Consider the following 18386-nt stretch of genomic DNA (forward strand, 5'->3'; position numbering starts at 1 on the left):
CGCTTAGCGGCCCCTGGGTACTCAGAACTTGTAGCTGGCGCTGGCGACGACGCTGCGCTCGTCACCGTAGTAGCAGTAGAAACTGTCACAGGTGGAGATGTAGTCCTTGTTGAACACGTTGGTCGCGTTGACCGCTACCGATGCGCCCTTCAAGCTGGTGCTCAGGCGCCCCAGGTCGTAGTGCACGGAGGCATCGAACACGGTGTACGCATCGGCCTTGCCCAGCCAGGTGTTGCCCTGGTCGCCATAGGTATTTCCGGTGTAGCGCGCGCCGGCGCCGATGCCGAAGCCGTCGAGCACGCCGGTGTGCCAGGTGTAATCGGCCCACAGCGAGGCCTGCTGGTTAGGCATCAGCTGCAGGCGGTTACCTTTGTAGATGCCGTCCTGCACTTCGGATTTGGCCAAGGTGTAGGCCGCAGTCACCTTCAGGTTTTCGGTGACGTCGGAGACGGCTTCCAACTCCAGGCCACGAACCTTCACTTCGCCGGTCTGGCTAGTGACGGTCACACCGCCCTCGTTGTTGGTGACCGAGACGTTTTTCTGGGTCAGGTCATACACGGCTGCGGACAACAGGGTGTTGGAGCCCGGTGGCTGGTATTTGATGCCCAGCTCCCACTGCTTGCCTTCGGTCGGCTTGAAAGACTCCGTGGCGGATGCGGCAGCATTGCTGACCGGCTGGAACGACTCGGCATACGAAAGGTAAGGCACGAAGCCCGAGTCGAAGACGTAGCTGATGGCCGCGTTGCCGCTGAATTTCTTGTCTCTCTGGGTGTTGGTGGCATCGCCCTGGTTCAGGAACCTGGTGCTGGTATGCACCCAGTCTTCACGACCGCCCAGCGTCAGGCGCCAGTTGCCCAACGCCATCTGGTCCTGAACATACAGGCCGGTCTGGCGGGTTTTCTGGTTGTAGTCATAGAACGCCGTGGAGCGATCCGGGCGTGTGATTGGCAGCCCGTAGACCGGGTTGATGACGTTGCTGTCAGGCACGTTGAAGCCGAAGATCGACAGGTAGTTGGTGTTGACGCGTTGGTGGTCCAGGCCGATCAGCAGGGTGTGGCTGATGTCCCCAGTGGTGAAGTCAGCCTGAAAGTTGTTATCCACTGCGAATTGGCTGATGTCTTCATCGGTGTTGGTGGACATACGGCTGACGGTACCGTCGTCCTGCACCGGAGGATTGGTTGTGTTGTAGCTGCCAGGGGTGATGGTCTGAAAGGACAGGTCAGTCTTGGTATAGCGAAGGTTCTGGCGGAACTGCCACACATCGTTGATCCGGTGCTCGAAGGCGTAGCCCAGCGCGTAGTAGGTACGGTCGTAGAACTCGTAGTCCGGATCCCCCAGGTTCTTGTGGTGGGAGATCTTACCGAATGGCATGTCGATCTTGGTGCCCTGGATGGGGCGGAACTGGCTGGTAGCGCCTGTATCGTCGCGGGTGAACTGGGTCAGCAGGGTCAGTGACGTGTCGTCGTCGATGTTCCAGGTCAGGCTTGGGGCAATGTTGTAGCGTTTGTCGTCTATATGGTCGATCTGCGTTCCGCCATCGCGAATCACGCCACTGACGCCGTACAGGAACTGCCCTTGGTCATCGATTTTGCCGGTGCTGGCGAAGTTGATCTGGCGGTGGTTGTCGCTGCCGTACTGCACTTCGATTTCGTTAGCGCTTTCGGCCTGCGGACGGCGGCTGACCATGTCCAGCAGGCCGCCGGGTGGGGTCTGGCCATAGAGTGAGGATGCCGGGCCACGCAGTAATGCGAGGCGGTCCAGGTTCCAGGTTTCGGCTTTCGGGTTAGCGTAAACGCCACGGGGCAGCGGCAGGCCGTCGAGGAACTGAGTCGGTTCGAAGCCCCTCACGCGCATCCAGTCATAGCGCGTGTCGCTGCCGAAACTGGCCGAAACGATGCCGGGCATGTAGCGCACCGCATCATCCAGGCTGTGGACGCCGCGGTCGCTCATCTGCTGACGGGTGGCGACGGAGATCGACCGAGGAATTTCGACCAGCGCGGTATCTGTCTTGGTGCCCGCGGCGCTGCGTTTGGCCAGGTAGCCCTCAACCGGGCCCCAGGCGCTTTCGTACGATGCATTGGCATTGATCGCGGTCTCGGGCAACGCCAGAGTGCCATCAGGAACAGCCACCAGGCTGTAGCTGCCGACAGTGCTCTGCTGCAGCTGCAGGCCGGTACCGAGCAGGGCGGCCTGCAGGGCGCCGAGGCCGTCGTACTGGCCGTTGACCGGCGCCGAGTTTCGGCCGCTGACCAATGCCGGGTCGATGGCCAGGGCGATGCCCGACTGGCTGGCGATCTGGTTCAGGGTGGTGGCCAGCGGGGCGCTGGGCAGGTCGTAGGCACGCTGTGCGGACTGCTCGGCGGCGAACAGGGCAGTGCTGGCCAACGGGGCAGCCAGGGCGATGGCCAAGGCCATCAGGCTGGGGCGCAGGATACGATCAACGGCACGGGACATGCAGCGGTTCCTCGACGGATAAGTGCTAATTGCTTCCTTGCCGAGCGAGATTTCAGAAGTGACAGGGGTATCTGGAAAAAAAGTGGAAATGGTTTGTATTTGTACGCAGCCAGCTTAGGCCTTCATTGCCGGCAAGCCGGCCCCACGGGGGCGCTATGGTGCTATTTGGGCACCACGCTCACCCACCACTGGGTATGCCGCTCGATCTTCACCGGCAACGCGGGCACCAGCGAAGCGAGGGCCAGGTCGGTATCGGTCAGCGGGAAGCTCCCCGTCACGCGCAGGTCGGCCACTTCATCGGCCACGCCCAGGTGGCCGCTACGGTATTGGCCCAGCTGCGCTACCAGGTCGGCCAGGCGGATGTTGTCCACCACCAGCATGCCGCGGGTCCAGGCATCCGCACCGGCTTGCACGGGCGCGATACGGCCCAGGCCATTGGCGTTCATGAGCACCTGCTGACCTTCGCGCAGTACCTGCTCGTCGCCACTGTTGAGCGGCTGCGCTGCGACCGAGGACTGCAACACCTCCAGGCGGGTACCGTTATTTTCGCGACGCACCAGAAAGCGCGTGCCCAGAGGGCGCAGGCGGCCATCGTCGGTGCGCACCAGCAACGGGCGAGGGTCCTGGTGGCCGGTCTCCACCGAGATTTCACCCTGGTGCAGCACCAGTACACGCTGGTCGCCTTCGTAGTCGATGTCGACCGCGGTATGAGTATTCAGGCTCAGCAGCGTGCCGTCCTCCAGGCGCAGGGTCCGCAGTTCGCCGGTGGCGGTGCGCTGATCGGCCAGCCAGTAGCTTGCCGATAGCGATGGCGCGCCAACCCAAGCCAACAGTGAGCCGAGCAGGAACATGCCAGCCAGGCCGCCGCCCACCTTGGCCACCCGCCGGCGCAACCCTGCGCGCGATTGCTGCAGGGCCTGGCGCGCGGGGCCGGCTGCGGCACTGACCCGCTGATCGAGGGTGCCCAACTGGCGCCAGGCGCGAGCGTGTTCCTCGCTGGCGGCATGCCAGCGCATGAACTCGCTGCGTTCGTCGGGCGTACCGGTACCGTCGTCCAGGCTCAGTTTCCAGGCGATGGCAGCTTCAAGGACCCCGGCAGAAACCGGTGAGTTGTTCACGTCGGCTCCCCATACAGGGCCACATAGCACTGGCGCATGCCTTGGGCGATGTACTGGCGCACCCGCGATACCGATACGCCCAGGCGCTCGGCGATTTCGGCGTGGCTCATGCCGTCCAGGCGATTGTGCAGGAACGCCGTGCGTGCCTTGCTCGACAGCTTGCCGAGCAGGCGGTCGATGGCCTTGAGGTCTTCGAGGATCAGGTGCTGGAGTTCCGGGGAGGGCTGCTCGGCTTCCGGCAAGCGGGCCAGTTCGGCCAGGTAGGCCTGCTCCAGGGCTGCGCGGCGAAAGTGGTCGAACATCAGCCCCTTGGCCACTGCGGCCAGGAAAGCGCGCGGCTCACGGGGGGTGTCCAGTTGTTCGCGCCCGAGCAGGCGCACGAAGGTGTCCTGGCTCAGGTCTTCGGCACGCTGGCGGCAGGCCATGCTGCGTTGCAGCCAGGCAAGCAGCCAGCTGCGATGGTCGCGGTACAGCGCACCGACCAGTTCGGCGTGTGGGCTCTGAGCAGAAGACAAGCAGTGTCCCCCCCGGAACGAATGCGTTAACTAACGATAATTATTCGCGATTGTTGCAGAGGCGGGGGGCGCGGCGCAATGGACGCTTATCGGGTTGCCACTGTCATGGTGGGCGCGGTGCTTGATATCACAGGTGCAGCCCCTTCAAAGGGTATGTTTCTAAAGCCCATGCCCCTGCACATTGCGCCGCCGCCACCCGCGCAAGCGCTGCTCCAGCTGCAATGGGCTGTCCAGCTGCTGGCGACGGGCCTGGCTGAACAGGATCAACGCCAGTTCAGCGGTGACTTGGGCATCAGCGCTGGCGTGGTGGCGCTCATCCACCTGCAGCCCGAAGCGCGCCACCCAGTCATCCAGCCCTGCTTCGCGCAGTACCGTGTCAGGGTTGAGCATGGGCGCCAGTTCAGCAACATCGAGGAAGGGCTGTTGCAGGCGATGCCCAAGGGTTTCTTTCAATGCCCGAGCCAGCATGCGCTGGTCGAACGGTGCATGGAACGCCAGCACCGGGCTGTCACCGATGAACTCGAGCAGGTCGAGCAACGCCTCGGCCGGGTCGCTGCCTGCGGCCAGGGCGCTCGGGCCCAGGCCATGGATGAGTACACTGGCGTTGGTTTTCTGGGCCGGGCGGTGCAGGGTACGCTCGAACTGCTGGGAGAAGTCGATGGCGCCGTCTTCGATGGCTACGGCACCGATCGACAGCACCTGGTCGCGGTTGGGGTTCAGGCCGCTGGTCTCAAGGTCCAGCACCACCCAGCGCTGCTCACGCAGCGAGCACACGCCCAGCGGTGCGGGTTTTGGCAGGCGCGACAGGCGTTGATGCAGTGCACCGTCCAGGGCCGGCGCGGCAGGGCGCAGCCAGGCGAACAGGCTCATAGCTGGTACCGCAGGGCCAGGCTGCTTTGCAGGCGCTGCGCCTGGCGCAGGGACTCACGCAGGATGCGCCGGTCCAGATGGTTGAGGCTGTCCGGATCGAGGCGGTTGGAGTACGGCTGATTGTCGCGGGTCTGGCGCTGGTGCTGCTGCATGCGCGTTTGCTGGATGAAATGGTAGGCCTCTTCGTAGGCCGCGCCGTCGAGCGCCTCGATAACGCCTTTGTCGACCAGCTGGCGCAGGCGCTCCAAGGTGTTGCAGGCGCCGATGCCATTGGCCAGGGCCAGCAGCCGCGCACCATCGACGAAGGGTGTCAGGCCCTGGACCTTGAGGTCCAGGGTAGCGGCCTTGTCGTTGCCTTGGCGGGTCAGGACGAATTCGCGCAGGCGGCCTACCGGAGGCCGCTGACGCAAGGCGTTATCGGCCATCATGCGCTGGAAAATGCGGTTCTCGGCTACTTGTTCCAGCATGCTTTGGCGCAGCTGTTCGCAACCCTGTTCGTCGCCCCAGACCACACGCAGGTCGAAATAGATGCTCGAGCCGAGCAGGTTCTCTGGGCTGGCTTCACGGATGAAGCCGGCGAAGCGCCGTGCCCATTCAGTGCGCGACAGGCACAGCTCGGGGTTGCCTGCCATGACGTTACCCTTGCACAGGGTGAAGCCGCATTGGGCCAGGCATTGGTTGATGTAGTGGGCCAGAGGTAGCAGGCGGGCGCGAATGGCTTCGGCTTCGCTGCTGTCAGCTGCCTCGAACAGGATGCCGTTGTCCTGGTCGGTATGCAGGGTCTGTTCACGGCGCCCTTCGCTGCCAAAGCACAGCCAGCTGAACGGCACCCCAGGGTCGCCGCGTTCGGCCAGAGCCAGTTCGATTACCCGGCAGACAGTGTGGTCGTTGAGCAGGGTGATGATCTGGGTAATCTGGGTCGAGGAGGCGCCGTGGGCGAGCATGCGCTCCACCAGCTGGCCGATCTCGCCACGCAGCGCCACCAGCGAGTCCAGGCGCGGTGCATGGCGGATGGTGCGGGCCAGGTGCACGAGGTCGACCCGTTGCAGGGAAAACAGGTCGCGCTCCGAGACCACGCCGCACAGGCGCTGGTTGTCCACCAGGCAAACATGGGCAATGTGTCGCTCGGTCATGGCCATGGCCGCGTCGAAGGCGCTGGCCTGCGGGCTGAGGTAGAAGGGTTTGACGGTCATGTGCCGTTCGATGGCGGCACCGAGGTCGGCATCGACAGTAGCCACCACTTGGCGCAGGTCACGCAGGGTGAAGATGCCCACCGGGTAACGCTGCGCATCGACCACCACGATGCTGCCGACCTGCTGGTCGTGCATCGACCGCACGGCGTCGCGCAGCGGCGTGTCCGGGGTGCAGACCACCGGGTGACGCATGGCCAGTTCACCCAGCGGGGTGTTCAGTGAGTATTGGGTGCCGAGTGTTTCCACCGCTCGTTGGCGCACCTGCTGGTTGACCTGGTCAAGCAGGCTGCTGACACCGCGCAGCGCAAAATCCCGAAACACATCCGACAGGGAAAACACACGGATGAAGGCGGCTTTGTTCAATTGCAGGCAGAACGTGTCCTCGCCCGCCAGGTGCTCGGTGCGGGTAGCGCGCTCGCCGAGCAGGGCGGCCAGCGGGAAGCACTCGCCGCTGGTGATCTCGAAGGTGGTTTCCACGCCAGGCTTGACCAGGTGCTGGCGCTCACCGACCACGCGCCCCTGTTTGACGATGTAGAAGTGCTCCACCGGGCCGTCAGCGGGTTTGATGATGCTTTCCCCGCTGGCGTAGAAACGCAACTGGCACTGTTCCACCAGGAACGCCAGGTGGCTGTGTTCCATTTGGTTGAACGGCGGGAAACGCTGCAAAAACTGCAGGGTGCCCTGAATGTTCTGCAGAACGGCAGTTCTGCCCGCCTGGCTGTAGGCGTCGTTTTTGCTCATGACACTGACCGTATCGCTACGCCGAACTATATATATCTATATATAGGTGCGGCCTTGTTGTTCTCGGTCCCCATGGTCGGCTGACGGCCGTGCGGTGCCCATTGGACGTAAGTCTATGAGCGTAGTGTGATCAATATCGCAAGCTGCGGTCTTACCGGTGAGCAAGACTATTTGATGAGACGACCATGGTTGAGCATGACGACATCCTGAGTGACGCCGAACGTGAGGCACTGGCCGGGTTGAGTGCACCTGTTGCGCCCAGGCCGGTGGTATTGGTGGTTGATGACAACCCGGTGAACAGTGAGGCCCTGTGCCTTTACCTGAAGAGCAGGGGGATCGACTGCATGCAGGCCGATGGTGCTCAGGAGGCGATGTTCAAACTGCATTACGAACCGCGCATCGCCCTGATGATCACCGACCTGCGCATGCAGCCCAAGGATGGCCTGGAGCTTATCCGGCAGATTCGTGAGTCGGAACGGGCGGCGTTGTCGATCATCGTGGTGTCAGGCGACACCGATGTGAAGGAGGCGGTGGATGTGATGCACCTGGGGGTGGTGGATTTTTTGCTGAAGCCGGTGGATCTGGGGAAACTGCTGGGGTTGGTGAAGAAAGAATTGAAGCTTGAGTGAGCGGGATTGGGGCTGCTTTGCAGCCCTTTCGCGACACAAGGCCGCTCCTACAGGGGAATGCGATCCTCCTGTAACTGATGGAGCGGCCCCGGTGTCTTACAGCCCGTTACGCGCCTTGAACTCGCGGCGGCGACGGTGCAGTACCGGCTCGGTATAACCGTTCGGTTGCTTGGCACCCTCGATTACCAGTTCCACTGCAGCCTGGAATGCCACGTTGTCGTCGAAGTTCGGCGCCATCGGGCGGTACAGGGCGTCACCGGCGTTCTGCTTGTCGACCACGGCGGCCATGCGCTGGAGGCTTTCCAGCACCTGCTCCTGGGTAACCACGCCATGGCGCAGCCAGTTGGCCAGCAGCTGGGCCGAGATACGCAGGGTAGCGCGGTCTTCCATCAGGCCCACATCGTTGATGTCCGGCACTTTGGAGCAACCCACGCCCTGGTCGATCCAGCGAACCACATAGCCGAGGATGCCCTGGGCGTTGTTGTCCAGCTCATTGCGGATCTCTTCGGCCGACCAGTTGGTGTCAGCTGCCAGCGGGATGGTCAGGATGTCGTCGACCGAGGCCGGGGCGCGGCTGGCCAGCTCGCGCTGACGCGCCTGCACGTCGACTTTATGGTAGTGCAGGGCGTGCAGGGTGGCGGCGGTCGGCGACGGTACCCAGGCGGTGTTGGCACCGGCCAGCGGGTGAGCGATCTTCTGCTCGAGCATGGCAGCCATCAGGTCCGGCATGGCCCACATGCCTTTGCCGATCTGCGCACGCCCTTGCAGGCCGGTGGCAAGGCCGACGTCGACGTTGTTGTTCTCGTAGGCACCGATCCACTTTTCGTTCTTCATGGCGCCCTTGCGCACCACGGCGCCGGCCTCCATCGAGGTGTGGATTTCGTCACCAGTTCGGTCGAGGAAGCCAGTGTTGATGAACACTACACGCTCGGCTGCCGACTTGATGCAGGCCTTGAGGTTGACCGTGGTACGGCGCTCCTCGTCCATGATGCCGACCTTGACGGTGTTGCGCGGCATGCCCAGCAGGTCTTCGACGCGGCTGAAGATCTCGGCGGCGAACGCCACTTCTTCAGGGCCGTGCATCTTCGGTTTGACGATGTAGACGCTACCGGTACGGGTGTTCTTGCGGCTGGTGTTGCCGTTGAGGTTGTGCAGGGCGATCAGGTTGGTGAACAGCCCGTCCTGGATGCCTTCGGGAATCTCGTTGCCTTGGGCATCGAGAATGGCCGGGTTGGTCATCAGGTGGCCCACGTTGCGCACGAACAGCAGCGAACGACCGTGAAGGGTCACGGTGCCGCCATTGGGCGCTGCGTACTCGCGGTCCGGGTTCATGGTGCGGGTGAAAGTCTTGCCGCCTTTGCTGACGCTCTCGGCGAGGTCGCCTTTCATCAGGCCCAGCCAGTTGCGGTAGACGATGACCTTGTCGTCGGCATCGACGGCAGCGACCGAGTCTTCACAGTCCATGATGGTGGTCAGCGCCGATTCCATCAGGATGTCTTTGACACCGGCGGCGTCGGTGCTGCCGACCGGGGTGCCGGCATCGACCTGGATTTCGAAGTGCAGGCCATTGTGCTTGAGCAGCACGGCGGTTGGCGCGGCGGCATCGCCGTGGAAGCCGATCAGCTGGGCGTCGTCCCGCAGGCCGCTGTTGCTGCCACCCTTGAGGGCAACGACCAGCTTGCCGCCTTCGATGCGGTAAGCGGTGGAGTCGACGTGCGAGCCAGCGGCCAGCGGCGCGGCTTCGTCGAGGAAGGCGCGGGCGAAGGCGATGACCTTGTTGCCACGGACCTTGTTGTAGCCCTGGCCTTTTTCGGCGCCGCCTTCATCGCTGATGGCATCGGTGCCGTACAGTGCGTCGTACAGCGAGCCCCAGCGGGCGTTGGCGGCGTTCAGGGCAAAGCGGGCGTTCATCACCGGCACGACCAGCTGTGGGCCGGCCATGTGGGCGATCTCTTCGTCCACGTTCTGGGTGGTGGCCTGGAAATCGTCGGCTTGTGGCAGCAGATAGCCGATTTCCTGAAGGAAGCTTTTATAGGCGACGGCGTCGTGTGCCTGGCCTTTGCGTGCCTGGTGCCAGGCGTCGATCTTGGCTTGCAGCTCGTCGCGCTTGGCGAGCAGGGCTTTGTTCTTTGGGGCGAGGTCGTTGATGATCTTTTCTGCCCCGGCCCAGAACGCATCGGCCTTGACGCCGGTTCCAGGGATCGCTTCGTTGTTGACGAAGTCGTACAGGGCCTTGGCGACCTGAAGGCCACCGACTTGAACGTATCCAGTCATTGCTTGCCTCACCTTTGCTCAGCTATTTCGCTTTCGCTCTTCTGTATTAAGCCTGTAGCGCTTCTCTAAACACGGCACCAGTACATGCTCTCACCACTCACGAGAGCGGCTGGGTGCGGCTCGCCAGAAAGGCTGGCGGGCGGTTGGCGTATTTTCACAGGCGCCTTGGCAGACATCGTAACGACGTTTTGTAGTCCGCGCCGAGGCATACTACATGAAGCAGCAGGCCGGTGAACATCAGACTAAAAGCGTCGCTCCGCGACCGATTGGTCGCGGAGGGTCACGCTGGGAGTGGCTATGTTCGCAAAAAACCGGTGGATTGTTCCAGATAAATCTTGAAACAGTACACGATTAGTTCGGCAGACCGTCCTGCGGCAGGTTGCCGCGCCTTGCCTATACTGAACCAATCCCCCCGTATTCTCGCCGCTGCAGGCGGCACGACGCAGAGGAAGCCCTGTGGATCATCTTGTACTGACCGTGATTGCTCCTGACAAGGCCGGCCAGGTCGAACGGATTGCCCAGTGCATCGCCGACCACAACGGTAACTGGCTGGAGAGCCGTATGTCGCGTATGGCCGGGCAGTTCGCCGGCATCCTGCGGGTCGCGGTGCCGGCAGAGAGCTACGATGAGCTGGTGAAATCACTTCAGGCCCTGGGGCAGTACGATATCCGTGTGCTGATCGCAGAAAGCGGCATCGAGCCTTCCTGTACCTGGAAGCCGATCGCGATGGAGTTGGTGGGTAATGATCGCCCAGGCATCGTACGTGATATCACCCGCTTGCTCGCTGACCAAGGGGTGAACCTTGAGCGCTTCACCACCGAAGTGCGCCCGGCGCCGATGAGCAGCGAGCCGTTGTTCCATGCCGATGCCTTGCTGGCGCTGCCATTGACTTTGTCGCTGGATGATCTGCAGCAGAAGCTGGAGAGCCTGGCGGATGACTTGATGGTGGAGTTGAAATTGCGGCCCCAGGATTGAGCCGAGGCGGTAGCAGGTTATCCCGATTAACCGGGGACGGCCCTGTGGATAACCTGGGGGCGCTCCTCGCTAGCCCAGAGACGGCGAGCTCTCCCGCTGTTTGGTCAAAAAACAGCCACTAATCAATGGCTTGTGCACAAAGCACGGGGACGAGGGTGTGGATAACCTCTGGAGATGTTCTGCCAGGCCACGGCCGGCGTGGCCTGCAGAGTTTTGATCGTTTTTTGATCAGGCGCGCTTGCGCAGGTTCAGCCAGGCATCGACGCTGTAGAGCGCCAGGCCAGCCCAGATGCACAAGAAAGCCATCAGGCTGCTGGAAGACAGGTGCTCGTCAAATAGCAGTACCGCTTGCAGCAGTACCAAGGTCGGCGCCAGATACTGCAGGAAGCCCAGGGTGGTGTAGGGCAAGTGCCGCGCAGCGGCGTTGAAGCACACCAGTGGTATCAGCGTTACCGGCCCGGCTGCGATCAGCCATAGCGCTTCGCTGCTGGTATAGAAACTGCCTTGTGCACTCATCGCGGCAGGGTGCAGCAGCAGCCAGCCAAGCGCCAGGGGCACCAGCATCCAGGTTTCCACCACCAGGCCGGGCAGCGCCGCCACCGGTGCCTGCTTGCGGATCAGGCCGTAGAAGCCAAACGTCAGCGCCAGTACCAATGACACCCAAGGCAGGCTACCGACTTGCCACACCTGTTGCGCCACACCTACTGCGGCCATGCCCACTGCCAGCCACTGCAGGCGGCGCAGGCGCTCACCCAGCAAAAGCATGCCCAGCAGCACGTTCACCAGCGGGTTGATGTAGTAGCCCAGGCTGGCCTCGAGCATGCGCCCGTTATTGACCGACCATACGTAAGTCAGCCAGTTGCCGGCAATCAGGGCGCCACTGAGGGCAAGAATGGCCAGGCGGCGGGGGTTGTCGCGCAGCTCGCGCCACCACCCTGGGTGCTTCCACACCAACAGCAGCAGCGAACCGAACAAAGCAGACCAGAGCACCCGGTGCACGATGATCTCAACCGCCGGGACACTTTGTATGGCTTTGAAATAGAGGGGGAACAAGCCCCAGATGATGTAGGCCGAGAGGCCAAGAATGTACCCGCGACGCGGGTTTGCGGCGTGCATGCAGAATCCTTGCTTAGGTAGCTAAATACAGCGACGCCTATTGTAGACAGACCTTTGCAGGCATTTAGAACAATTTCAGGGGTTGCTCGTCGAGTGCCGCTGTTTGCTCGCGCAGGGCCAGGATCTGATCGCCCCAGTAACGCGGTTGGCCAAACCAGGGGAAGCTGCGCGGGAATGCCGGGTCGTCCCAGCGCCGTGCCAGCCAGGCGCTATGGTGCAGCTGGCGCAAGGCGCGCAGCGGTTCGATCAGGGGCAGCTCGCGCGGGTCGAAATCGTGAAACTCGTTGTAGCCGTCGATCAGCTCTGCCAGTTGGCCCAGGCGTTCTTCACGGCTGCCGGCCAGCATCATCCACAGGTCTTGCACGGCCGGGCCCATCCTGCAGTCATCGAGGTCGACGACGTGGTAGACGTCGTCGCGATGCATCAGGTTGCCGGGGTGCAAGTCGCCGTGCAGGCGCATGACCTGATGTGGGGTGCGTGCGTAGATGTCTTCGACCCGTTTGAGCAGCTCGCGCGCTACAGACTCGAACGCGGGCAGCAATTCCCGAGGTACGAAGTTGCCATCAAGCAGGGTTTGCAGGGAGGCGTGGCCAAAGTTATCCACAGTCAAGGCTTCGCGATGCTCGAACGGGCGTGTTGCCGCCACGGCATGCAGGCGGCCCAGCAACTGGCCCAGACGGTAGAGCTGGTCGAGGTTGCCTGGCTCCGGTGCGTGGCCGCCGCGGCGGGGAAATAGTGTGAAGCGAAAGCCCTGGTGCTCGAACAGGGTCTGTTCATTGTGTTGCAGCGGGGCGACCACCGGCACTTCGCACTCAGCAAGCTCGGCGGTGAAGCGGTGTTCTTCAAGAATCGCTTCATTGCTCCACCGGCCGGGTCGATAGAACTTGGCGATCAGTGGTTGCTCGCCTTCGATACCCACTTGGTAGACGCGGTTCTCGTAGCTGTTCAAGGCCAGTACGCGGGCGTCGCTGAGAAAGCCGAGGCTCTCCACGGCGTCCAGTACCAGGTCGGGGGTGAGGGTCGCGAAGGGGTGAGACATGGTGGCTCCGGGGTGGGCTGCAAGGGCTCATGGTATCAGTGCCGGCCCTCTGGCGGGGTGGCGCGACCAACCTACACCGGTACCCCCAGCAATACATGGGAGGGATGAAACTGCACCCGGACCTGGCTACCTGTTGTCACTGCCTCTTGTGCCAGCCAGTGCGCATCGGCAAACGCGCAGAGTGTCTGGCCATTACCCAGCGCCAGCCTCACTTCACTGGTGTTATGCCCATCCGCTATCACCTCTTCCACGGTGGCCTTGAGCACATTGCTGCCCGCTTCGGCTTCATCTGCGGCGCTCGATAACCGCACCCACCCGGCCTTGAGCAACGCCACCACCATGGTTCCGAGCGTCAGCTCCAGGCGTGAAGTGCTGTCGTGTGTGATCAGTGCCTCGATTTCCAGCCCGCCACCCAGCGCCAGGCTCACGCGGTCGTGCCGCCCCTCGCGGCGCAAGCCGCTGACCTGGCCTTGCAGCTGGTTGCGGGCACTGGTGCGCAACATCAGGCGCCCAAGCAGGTCAAGGTCGCTGGATTCTTCGGCAGCCTCGAGAATCTGGGCCTGCAAGGCCTGCAAGCGTTGGTAAAGGCGCAGTACCCGCTCGCCTTCGCCCGACAGGCGAGCGCCACCGCCGCCGCGCCCGCCGGTGCTACGCTCGACCAGCGGCTGGCTGGCCAGGTTGTTGAGTTCGTCTATGGCGTCCCATGCGGCTTTGTAGCTTATGCCTGCCGCCTTCGCGGCGCGGGTGATCGAACCTTGCTCAGCGATATGCTGAAGCAAAGCGATGCGCTGTGGGCGGCGAGCGATGTGCTGGGTGAGCAGGGCGGGCAGGGTCATGATGGCGCCTATCTGGGACTGACCGGTCAAGCTTGCCCCGGTTTTGCCGTGCGTGCCAGGCAATACACATCAACGCGGCGTGCGCCGGCGCCGCGCAGCAGGGCGGCGATGCTTTGCGCCGTGGCACCGGTGGTCAGCACGTCATCGACCACGGCCACATGCAGGCCGTGCAATGCGCTTTCATCAACCACCGCAAAGGCCTGCTGCAGATTACGCCGTCTGGCCTTGGCATCCAGGCTTTGCTGCGCCGGTGTTTCGCGGGTGCGCCGCAGCAATCGCTCGTTGCAGTCGATTGCCAGGGCCTTGGCCAACCACTTTGCCAGCATGCCTGCCTGGTTGAAGCCACGTTCGCGCTGTCGACGCTTTGCCAGTGGCACAGGCAACAGCAGCGATGGCCTGGCCAGGCCATCGGCAAAGCGGTGGCGCAAATCCAGGCTGAGCATTTCGGCCATCAAGCGCCCCAATGGCCACTGGCGATTGTGTTTGAAGCGGCTGATCAGTGTGTCCACGGGAAAGCCGTAATACCACGGCGCCACCACTTGTTCGAAGGCCGGGGCACGGCGACTGCACTGGGCGCAGGTCAGGCCGGCCATTGGCAGCGGTAGCGCGCAATGCATGCAGTACTCACTCAGCCAGGGCAGGTCCTCCTCGCACGCAATACAGATGGGGTGGGGCTGCTCGGCAGAAGTGCCGCACAGCAAACAGGTATGTTCAATATTTGTACACTTGTAAACCAGTGCTTTTAACCAAGGTTGACAGTTCATAGGCCTTCCATGACTATGCGAGCTATCCGTGATGCGCTGGCGGGCATTCCTGTCCCGGCGCCAGCTACAGCCTAAACAAGGAAACGCCGATGAGCGCCAGCACAACTGCAACAACACGTCACGACTGGTCCCTGGCCGAGGTGAAGGCCCTGTTCCAGCAACCGTTCAACGACCTGCTGTTCCAGGCGCAAACCGTGCATCGGGCGCATTTCGACCCTAACCGCGTACAGGTTTCCACGCTGCTGTCGATCAAGACCGGCGCCTGCCCGGAAGATTGCAAATATTGTCCACAGTCCGGCCACTACAACACCGGGCTGGAAAAACAGAAGCTGATGGAAGTGCAGAAGGTGCTGGAAGAAGCGGCGCGGGCCAAGGCCATCGGTTCTACCCGCTTCTGCATGGGCGCCGCCTGGAAGCACCCCTCGGCCAAGGACATGCCCTACGTGCTGGAAATGGTCAAAGGGGTCAAGGCCATGGGGCTGGAAACCTGCATGACCCTGGGCAAGCTCGATCAGGACCAGACCCAGGCGCTGGCCCAGGCAGGCCTGGACTACTACAACCACAACCTCGATACCTCGCCGGAGTTCTACGCCAGCATCATCACCACCCGCACTTACAGCGAGCGTCTGCAGACCTTGGCCTACGTACGCGATGCCGGGATGAAGATCTGCTCCGGTGGCATTCTCGGGATGGGCGAGTCGCTCGACGATCGTGCAGGCCTGCTGATCCAGTTGGCCAACCTCCCCGAGCATCCCGAGTCGGTGCCGATCAACATGCTGGTGAAAGTGGCCGGCACCCCCCTGGCCGAAGAAGAAGATGTCGACCCGTTCGACTTCATCCGCATGCTGGCGGTCGCGCGGCTGCTGATGCCCAAGTCGCACGTGCGCCTGTCCGCCGGGCGCGAGCAGATGAACGAGCAGATGCAAGCGCTGGCCTTCATGGCCGGCGCCAATTCGATCTTCTATGGCGAGAAGCTGCTGACCACTGCCAACCCACAGGCCGACAAGGACATGCAGCTGTTCGCCCGCCTGGGCATCAAGCCTGAAGCGCGTGAAGAGCATGCCGACGAAGTGCACCAGGCCGCCATCGAACAGGCGCTGGTCGAGCAACGCAGCAGCGAGCTGTTCTATAACGCCGCGTCTGCCTGAGATGGCCTTCGATCTTGCAGCGCGTCTTGCCGAACGGCGCGCTGCAGACCTGTATCGGCAGCGGCCGCTGCTACAGAGCCCGCAAGGGCCGAACGTAGTGGTCGACGGCCAGCCGTTGCTGGCTTTCTGCAGTAATGACTACCTGGGTCTGGCCAACCACCCTGAGGTGATTGCCGCTTGGCAGGCCGGCGCCGAGCGTTGGGGTGTCGGTGGCGGAGCCTCGCATCTGGTGGTCGGCCACAGCACGCCGCATCATCAGGTCGAAGAGGCGCTGGCCGAATTGACCGGTCGCCCGCGTGCCTTGCTGTTTTCTACCGGCTACATGGCCAACCTCGGGGCCATCACCGCGCTGGTGGGGCAGGGCGATACGGTATTGCAGGACCGCCTCAACCATGCCTCGCTGCTCGATGGCGGTTTGCTCAGTGGTGCCCGCTTCAACCGTTACCTGCACAACGATGCAGTCAGCCTGGCCAACCGCCTGGGCAAGGCCTGCGGCAATACCTTGGTGGTCACCGACGGTGTGTTCAGCATGGACGGTGACCTGGCCGACCTGCCTGCACTGGCCGAAGTCGCGCGTGCGCGTGGTGCCTGGTTGATGGTCGACGACGCTCACGGCCTGGGTACCTTGGGTGCACAGGGCGGCGGAATCGTCGAACACTTTGGCCTGGGCATCGATGACGTGCCCGTGCTGATCGGTACGCTGGGCAAGGCTTGCGGCACAGCGGGGGCCTTTGTTGCGGGCAGCGATGATTTGATCGAGGCACTGGTGCAGTTCGCCCGGCCTTACATCTATACCACCAGCCAGCCGCCGGCACTGGCCTGCGCCACGCTCAAGAGCCTTGAGCTGCTGCGCCGCGAAACCTGGCGCCGTGAGCACCTGGCCGGGTTGATCCGGCAGTTCCGCGAGGGTGCCGTGCAGATCGGCCTGCAGCTGATGGACAGCCCTACCCCGATCCAGCCGATCCTGATCGGCGACAGCGCACAGGCACTGCGCCTGTCGCAGATGCTGCGCGAACGAGGCCTGTTGGTCACCGCCATCCGCCCGCCTACCGTACCTGCTGGCAGTGCACGGCTAAGGGTAACCTTGAGCGCTGCGCACAGTGAGGCGCAGGTACAGCTATTGTTGAATGCATTGGCCGATTGTTATCCACAGCTGGAGGCCGCCGATGCGTAACCGACTGATCCTGCTACCCGGCTGGGGCCTGGGTACTGCGGCCCTGGAGCCGCTGGCCGCCAGCCTGCGTGCGCAGGACGCGCGTCTGCAGGTCGAGCTGGCGCCCCTGCCGGAGCTGGCCGACGCCGATGTCCAGGCGTGGGTCGACTACCTTGACCGCAAACTGCCCAGTGATACCTGGCTGGGCGGCTGGTCGCTTGGCGGCATGCTCGCCAGTGAGCTGGCTCGCAAGCGTGGCGACCACTGTTGCGGGCTGCTGACCTTGGCCAGCAACCCCTGCTTCGTGGCACGGGCGGATTGGCCGCATGGCATGGCCGATGACACCTTCGGGACCTTCCTCGACGGTTGCCGCAGCCACGCCTCGGTGACCCTCAAGCGTTTTCGTACCTTGTGCAGTGACGGCGCCCTGCAGCCGCGCACGTTGCTGCGCCAGCTAGGCGTAGGGGTACCGGACACCGACCCACTGTACCTGGCCACCGGGCTTGAGGTGCTGGCTCAGTTGGATACCCGCGAAGCGCTGCAGGCGTATGGCGGCCCGCAACTGCACCTGTTCGCCGGCAGCGATGCGTTGGTGCCCCCCGAGGCGGCCAAAGCGCTGAGCGAGTTGTTGCCCGACGTTGAAGTCGGCCTGGTTGAAGAGAGTTCCCACGCTTTCCTGCTGGAGTACCCGCAGGAGCTGGCGGCGGGCATCAAGAGTTTCCTGCATGAGAGTGGCGATGACTGACCTTTCCCGTCCAACCCTGCCCGGCGCGCTGCCGGACAAGCGCCAGGTAGCGGCCTCGTTCTCCCGCGCGGCAGCCAGCTACGACAGCGTGGCGGCCTTGCAGCGCGCGGTGGGCATGACCCTGCTGGAGCAGTTGCCGGACGCACTGACGCCATCGCGCTGGCTCGACCTTGGCAGTGGTACGGGGCATTTCAGCCGGGTGCTGGCCGAGCGCTTCACGCCGGCGACGGGCGTGGCGGTGGACATCGCCGAAGGCATGTTGCGCCATGCCCGAGGCGAGCAGGGCGGGGCCCGCTACCATGTGGCAGGCGACGCCGAGCGGCTGCCGCTGCTTGATCACAGCGTCGACCTGGTTTTCTCTAGCCTGGCGGTGCAGTGGTGCGCGCAGTTCTCCAGCGTGCTGGAAGAAGCACGGCGGGTATTGCGCCCGGGCGGTGTGCTGGCTTTCAGCAGCCTGTGTGTCGGTACCCTCGATGAATTGCGCGCCAGTTGGCAGGCCGTGGATGGCATGGTGCATGTCAACCGCTTCCGCCGGTTCGAGGACTATCAGCGACTGTGCGCGGCAAGCGGCCTGGAGCAGCTTGGCCTGCGTCAGCAGGCGCATGTGCTGCACTACCCGCATGTGCGCGGCCTGACCCATGAGCTAAAGGCACTTGGCGCCCACAACCTCAACCCTGGGCGGCCGTCGGGCCTGACTGGCCGTACCCGCATGCAGGGGCTGCTGCAGGCGTATGAAGCATTCCGCCAGCCGCAAGGGCTGCCCGCCACCTATCAGGTGGTCTATGGTGTGTTGCGCAAGCCAAAGGCGTGAGAGGA

Annotated in this window: 16 protein-coding genes; 6 read left to right on the forward strand and 10 right to left on the reverse strand. The window is 63.3% G+C overall.

The window, feature by feature from the left end:
* Positions 1–21: 21 nt before the first annotated feature.
* From IWW33_RS13095 to IWW33_RS13115, 5 genes are all read right to left on the reverse strand, one after another.
* On the reverse strand, positions 22–2454 hold the full coding sequence (locus IWW33_RS13095; RefSeq protein WP_174141949.1) for a TonB-dependent siderophore receptor: 2433 nt from the start codon (positions 2452–2454) through the stop codon (positions 22–24).
* Between the two features lie 161 nt (positions 2455–2615).
* Positions 2616–3572 (reverse strand): FecR family protein, encoded by a 957-nt coding sequence (locus IWW33_RS13100; protein ID WP_125924610.1) that lies wholly within the window; start codon positions 3570–3572, stop codon positions 2616–2618.
* Positions 3569–4087 carry an RNA polymerase sigma factor gene (locus IWW33_RS13105; RefSeq protein WP_115273059.1) on the reverse strand — a complete coding sequence of 173 codons (519 nt, stop codon included), beginning with the start codon at positions 4085–4087 and terminating at the stop codon, positions 3569–3571. The genes IWW33_RS13100 and IWW33_RS13105 overlap by 4 nt, the downstream gene beginning before the upstream one ends.
* A gap of 159 nt (positions 4088–4246) precedes the next feature.
* Entirely contained in the window at positions 4247–4957 is a 711-nt protein-coding gene (locus IWW33_RS13110) for a 3'-5' exonuclease (RefSeq protein WP_119687886.1), read from the reverse strand.
* Positions 4954–6891 (reverse strand): putative nucleotidyltransferase substrate binding domain-containing protein, encoded by a 1938-nt coding sequence (locus IWW33_RS13115; RefSeq protein ID WP_115273058.1) that lies wholly within the window; start codon positions 6889–6891, stop codon positions 4954–4956. Before IWW33_RS13115 ends, IWW33_RS13110 begins: the two co-directional genes overlap by 4 nt.
* A gap of 185 nt (positions 6892–7076) precedes the next feature.
* On the opposite strand from IWW33_RS13115, the gene IWW33_RS13120 reads away from it, so the two are divergent.
* On the forward strand, positions 7077–7520 hold the full coding sequence (locus IWW33_RS13120; RefSeq protein ID WP_012316605.1) for a response regulator: 444 nt from the start codon (positions 7077–7079) through the stop codon (positions 7518–7520).
* A 96-nt stretch (positions 7521–7616) separates the two neighbouring features.
* Here IWW33_RS13120 and IWW33_RS13125 read toward each other — a convergent pair whose 3' ends face one another.
* Entirely contained in the window at positions 7617–9794 is a 2178-nt protein-coding gene (locus IWW33_RS13125; protein ID WP_174141948.1) for a malate synthase G, read from the reverse strand.
* A 456-nt stretch (positions 9795–10250) separates the two neighbouring features.
* On the opposite strand from IWW33_RS13125, the gene IWW33_RS13130 reads away from it, so the two are divergent.
* On the forward strand, positions 10251–10769 hold the full coding sequence (locus IWW33_RS13130) for an ACT domain-containing protein (RefSeq protein ID WP_012316603.1): 519 nt from the start codon (positions 10251–10253) through the stop codon (positions 10767–10769).
* Positions 10770–10997: 228 nt separating this feature from the next.
* Here IWW33_RS13130 and rarD read toward each other — a convergent pair whose 3' ends face one another.
* The 4 genes from rarD to IWW33_RS13150 all read right to left on the reverse strand — a co-directional run bounded on the left by rarD (position 10998) and on the right by IWW33_RS13150 (position 14524).
* A complete protein-coding gene (gene rarD / locus IWW33_RS13135; protein ID WP_046787543.1) occupies positions 10998–11885 on the reverse strand; it encodes an EamA family transporter RarD in 888 nt (295 codons plus the stop codon).
* A gap of 64 nt (positions 11886–11949) precedes the next feature.
* Positions 11950–12924 carry a serine/threonine protein kinase gene (locus IWW33_RS13140; RefSeq protein ID WP_039602860.1) on the reverse strand — a complete coding sequence of 325 codons (975 nt, stop codon included), beginning with the start codon at positions 12922–12924 and terminating at the stop codon, positions 11950–11952.
* Between the two features lie 71 nt (positions 12925–12995).
* On the reverse strand, positions 12996–13760 hold the full coding sequence (locus IWW33_RS13145; RefSeq protein ID WP_174141947.1) for a TOBE domain-containing protein: 765 nt from the start codon (positions 13758–13760) through the stop codon (positions 12996–12998).
* 26 nt (positions 13761–13786) lie between these two features.
* Complete coding sequence (locus IWW33_RS13150) at positions 13787–14524, reverse strand: ComF family protein (RefSeq protein ID WP_174141946.1); 738 nt, start codon at positions 14522–14524, stop codon at positions 13787–13789.
* 89 nt (positions 14525–14613) lie between these two features.
* Between IWW33_RS13150 and bioB the strand changes: the two genes are divergently transcribed.
* The 4 genes from bioB to bioC are packed head-to-tail and all read left to right on the forward strand — an operon-like array spanning position 14614 to position 18381.
* Positions 14614–15672, forward strand: a complete 1059-nt coding sequence (bioB, locus tag IWW33_RS13155; RefSeq protein ID WP_046787546.1) for a biotin synthase BioB — start codon at positions 14614–14616, stop codon at positions 15670–15672.
* Position 15673: 1 nt separating this feature from the next.
* Positions 15674–16846, forward strand: a complete 1173-nt coding sequence (gene bioF, locus IWW33_RS13160) for an 8-amino-7-oxononanoate synthase (protein ID WP_119687883.1) — start codon at positions 15674–15676, stop codon at positions 16844–16846.
* Positions 16839–17570, forward strand: coding sequence for an alpha/beta fold hydrolase (locus IWW33_RS13165; protein ID WP_174141945.1), 732 nt, complete (start codon positions 16839–16841; stop codon positions 17568–17570). Before bioF ends, IWW33_RS13165 begins: the two co-directional genes overlap by 8 nt.
* A complete protein-coding gene (bioC, locus tag IWW33_RS13170) occupies positions 17563–18381 on the forward strand; it encodes a malonyl-ACP O-methyltransferase BioC (RefSeq protein WP_046787549.1) in 819 nt (272 codons plus the stop codon). The genes IWW33_RS13165 and bioC overlap by 8 nt, the downstream gene beginning before the upstream one ends.
* Positions 18382–18386 lie beyond the last annotated feature (5 nt).

It is taken from the genome of Pseudomonas sp. M2 (genome assembly GCF_015751845.1).
Classification (GTDB): Bacteria; Pseudomonadota; Gammaproteobacteria; order Pseudomonadales; family Pseudomonadaceae; genus Aquipseudomonas; species Aquipseudomonas putida_E.

Excerpts from the sequence above, each read along its gene's own strand:
- IWW33_RS13095 (WP_174141949.1), bottom strand. The coding sequence starts at position 2,454 with ATGTCCCGTGCCGTTGATCGTATCCTGCGCCCCAGCCTGATGGCCTTG.
- IWW33_RS13165 (WP_174141945.1), top strand. The coding sequence starts at position 16,839 with ATGCGTAACCGACTGATCCTGCTACCCGGCTGGGGCCTGGGTACTGCG.
- IWW33_RS13150 (WP_174141946.1), bottom strand. The coding sequence starts at position 14,524 with ATGAACTGTCAACCTTGGTTAAAAGCACTGGTTTACAAGTGTACAAAT.
- IWW33_RS13145 (WP_174141947.1), bottom strand. The coding sequence starts at position 13,760 with ATGACCCTGCCCGCCCTGCTCACCCAGCACATCGCTCGCCGCCCACAG.
- IWW33_RS13120 (WP_012316605.1), top strand. The coding sequence starts at position 7,077 with ATGGTTGAGCATGACGACATCCTGAGTGACGCCGAACGTGAGGCACTG.
- IWW33_RS13115 (WP_115273058.1), bottom strand. The coding sequence starts at position 6,891 with ATGAGCAAAAACGACGCCTACAGCCAGGCGGGCAGAACTGCCGTTCTG.
- bioB (WP_046787546.1), top strand. The coding sequence starts at position 14,614 with ATGAGCGCCAGCACAACTGCAACAACACGTCACGACTGGTCCCTGGCC.
- IWW33_RS13140 (WP_039602860.1), bottom strand. The coding sequence starts at position 12,924 with ATGTCTCACCCCTTCGCGACCCTCACCCCCGACCTGGTACTGGACGCC.
- IWW33_RS13110 (WP_119687886.1), bottom strand. The coding sequence starts at position 4,957 with ATGAGCCTGTTCGCCTGGCTGCGCCCTGCCGCGCCGGCCCTGGACGGT.
- bioC (WP_046787549.1), top strand. The coding sequence starts at position 17,563 with ATGACTGACCTTTCCCGTCCAACCCTGCCCGGCGCGCTGCCGGACAAG.
- IWW33_RS13125 (WP_174141948.1), bottom strand. The coding sequence starts at position 9,794 with ATGACTGGATACGTTCAAGTCGGTGGCCTTCAGGTCGCCAAGGCCCTG.
- bioF (WP_119687883.1), top strand. The coding sequence starts at position 15,674 with ATGGCCTTCGATCTTGCAGCGCGTCTTGCCGAACGGCGCGCTGCAGAC.
- rarD (WP_046787543.1), bottom strand. The coding sequence starts at position 11,885 with ATGCACGCCGCAAACCCGCGTCGCGGGTACATTCTTGGCCTCTCGGCC.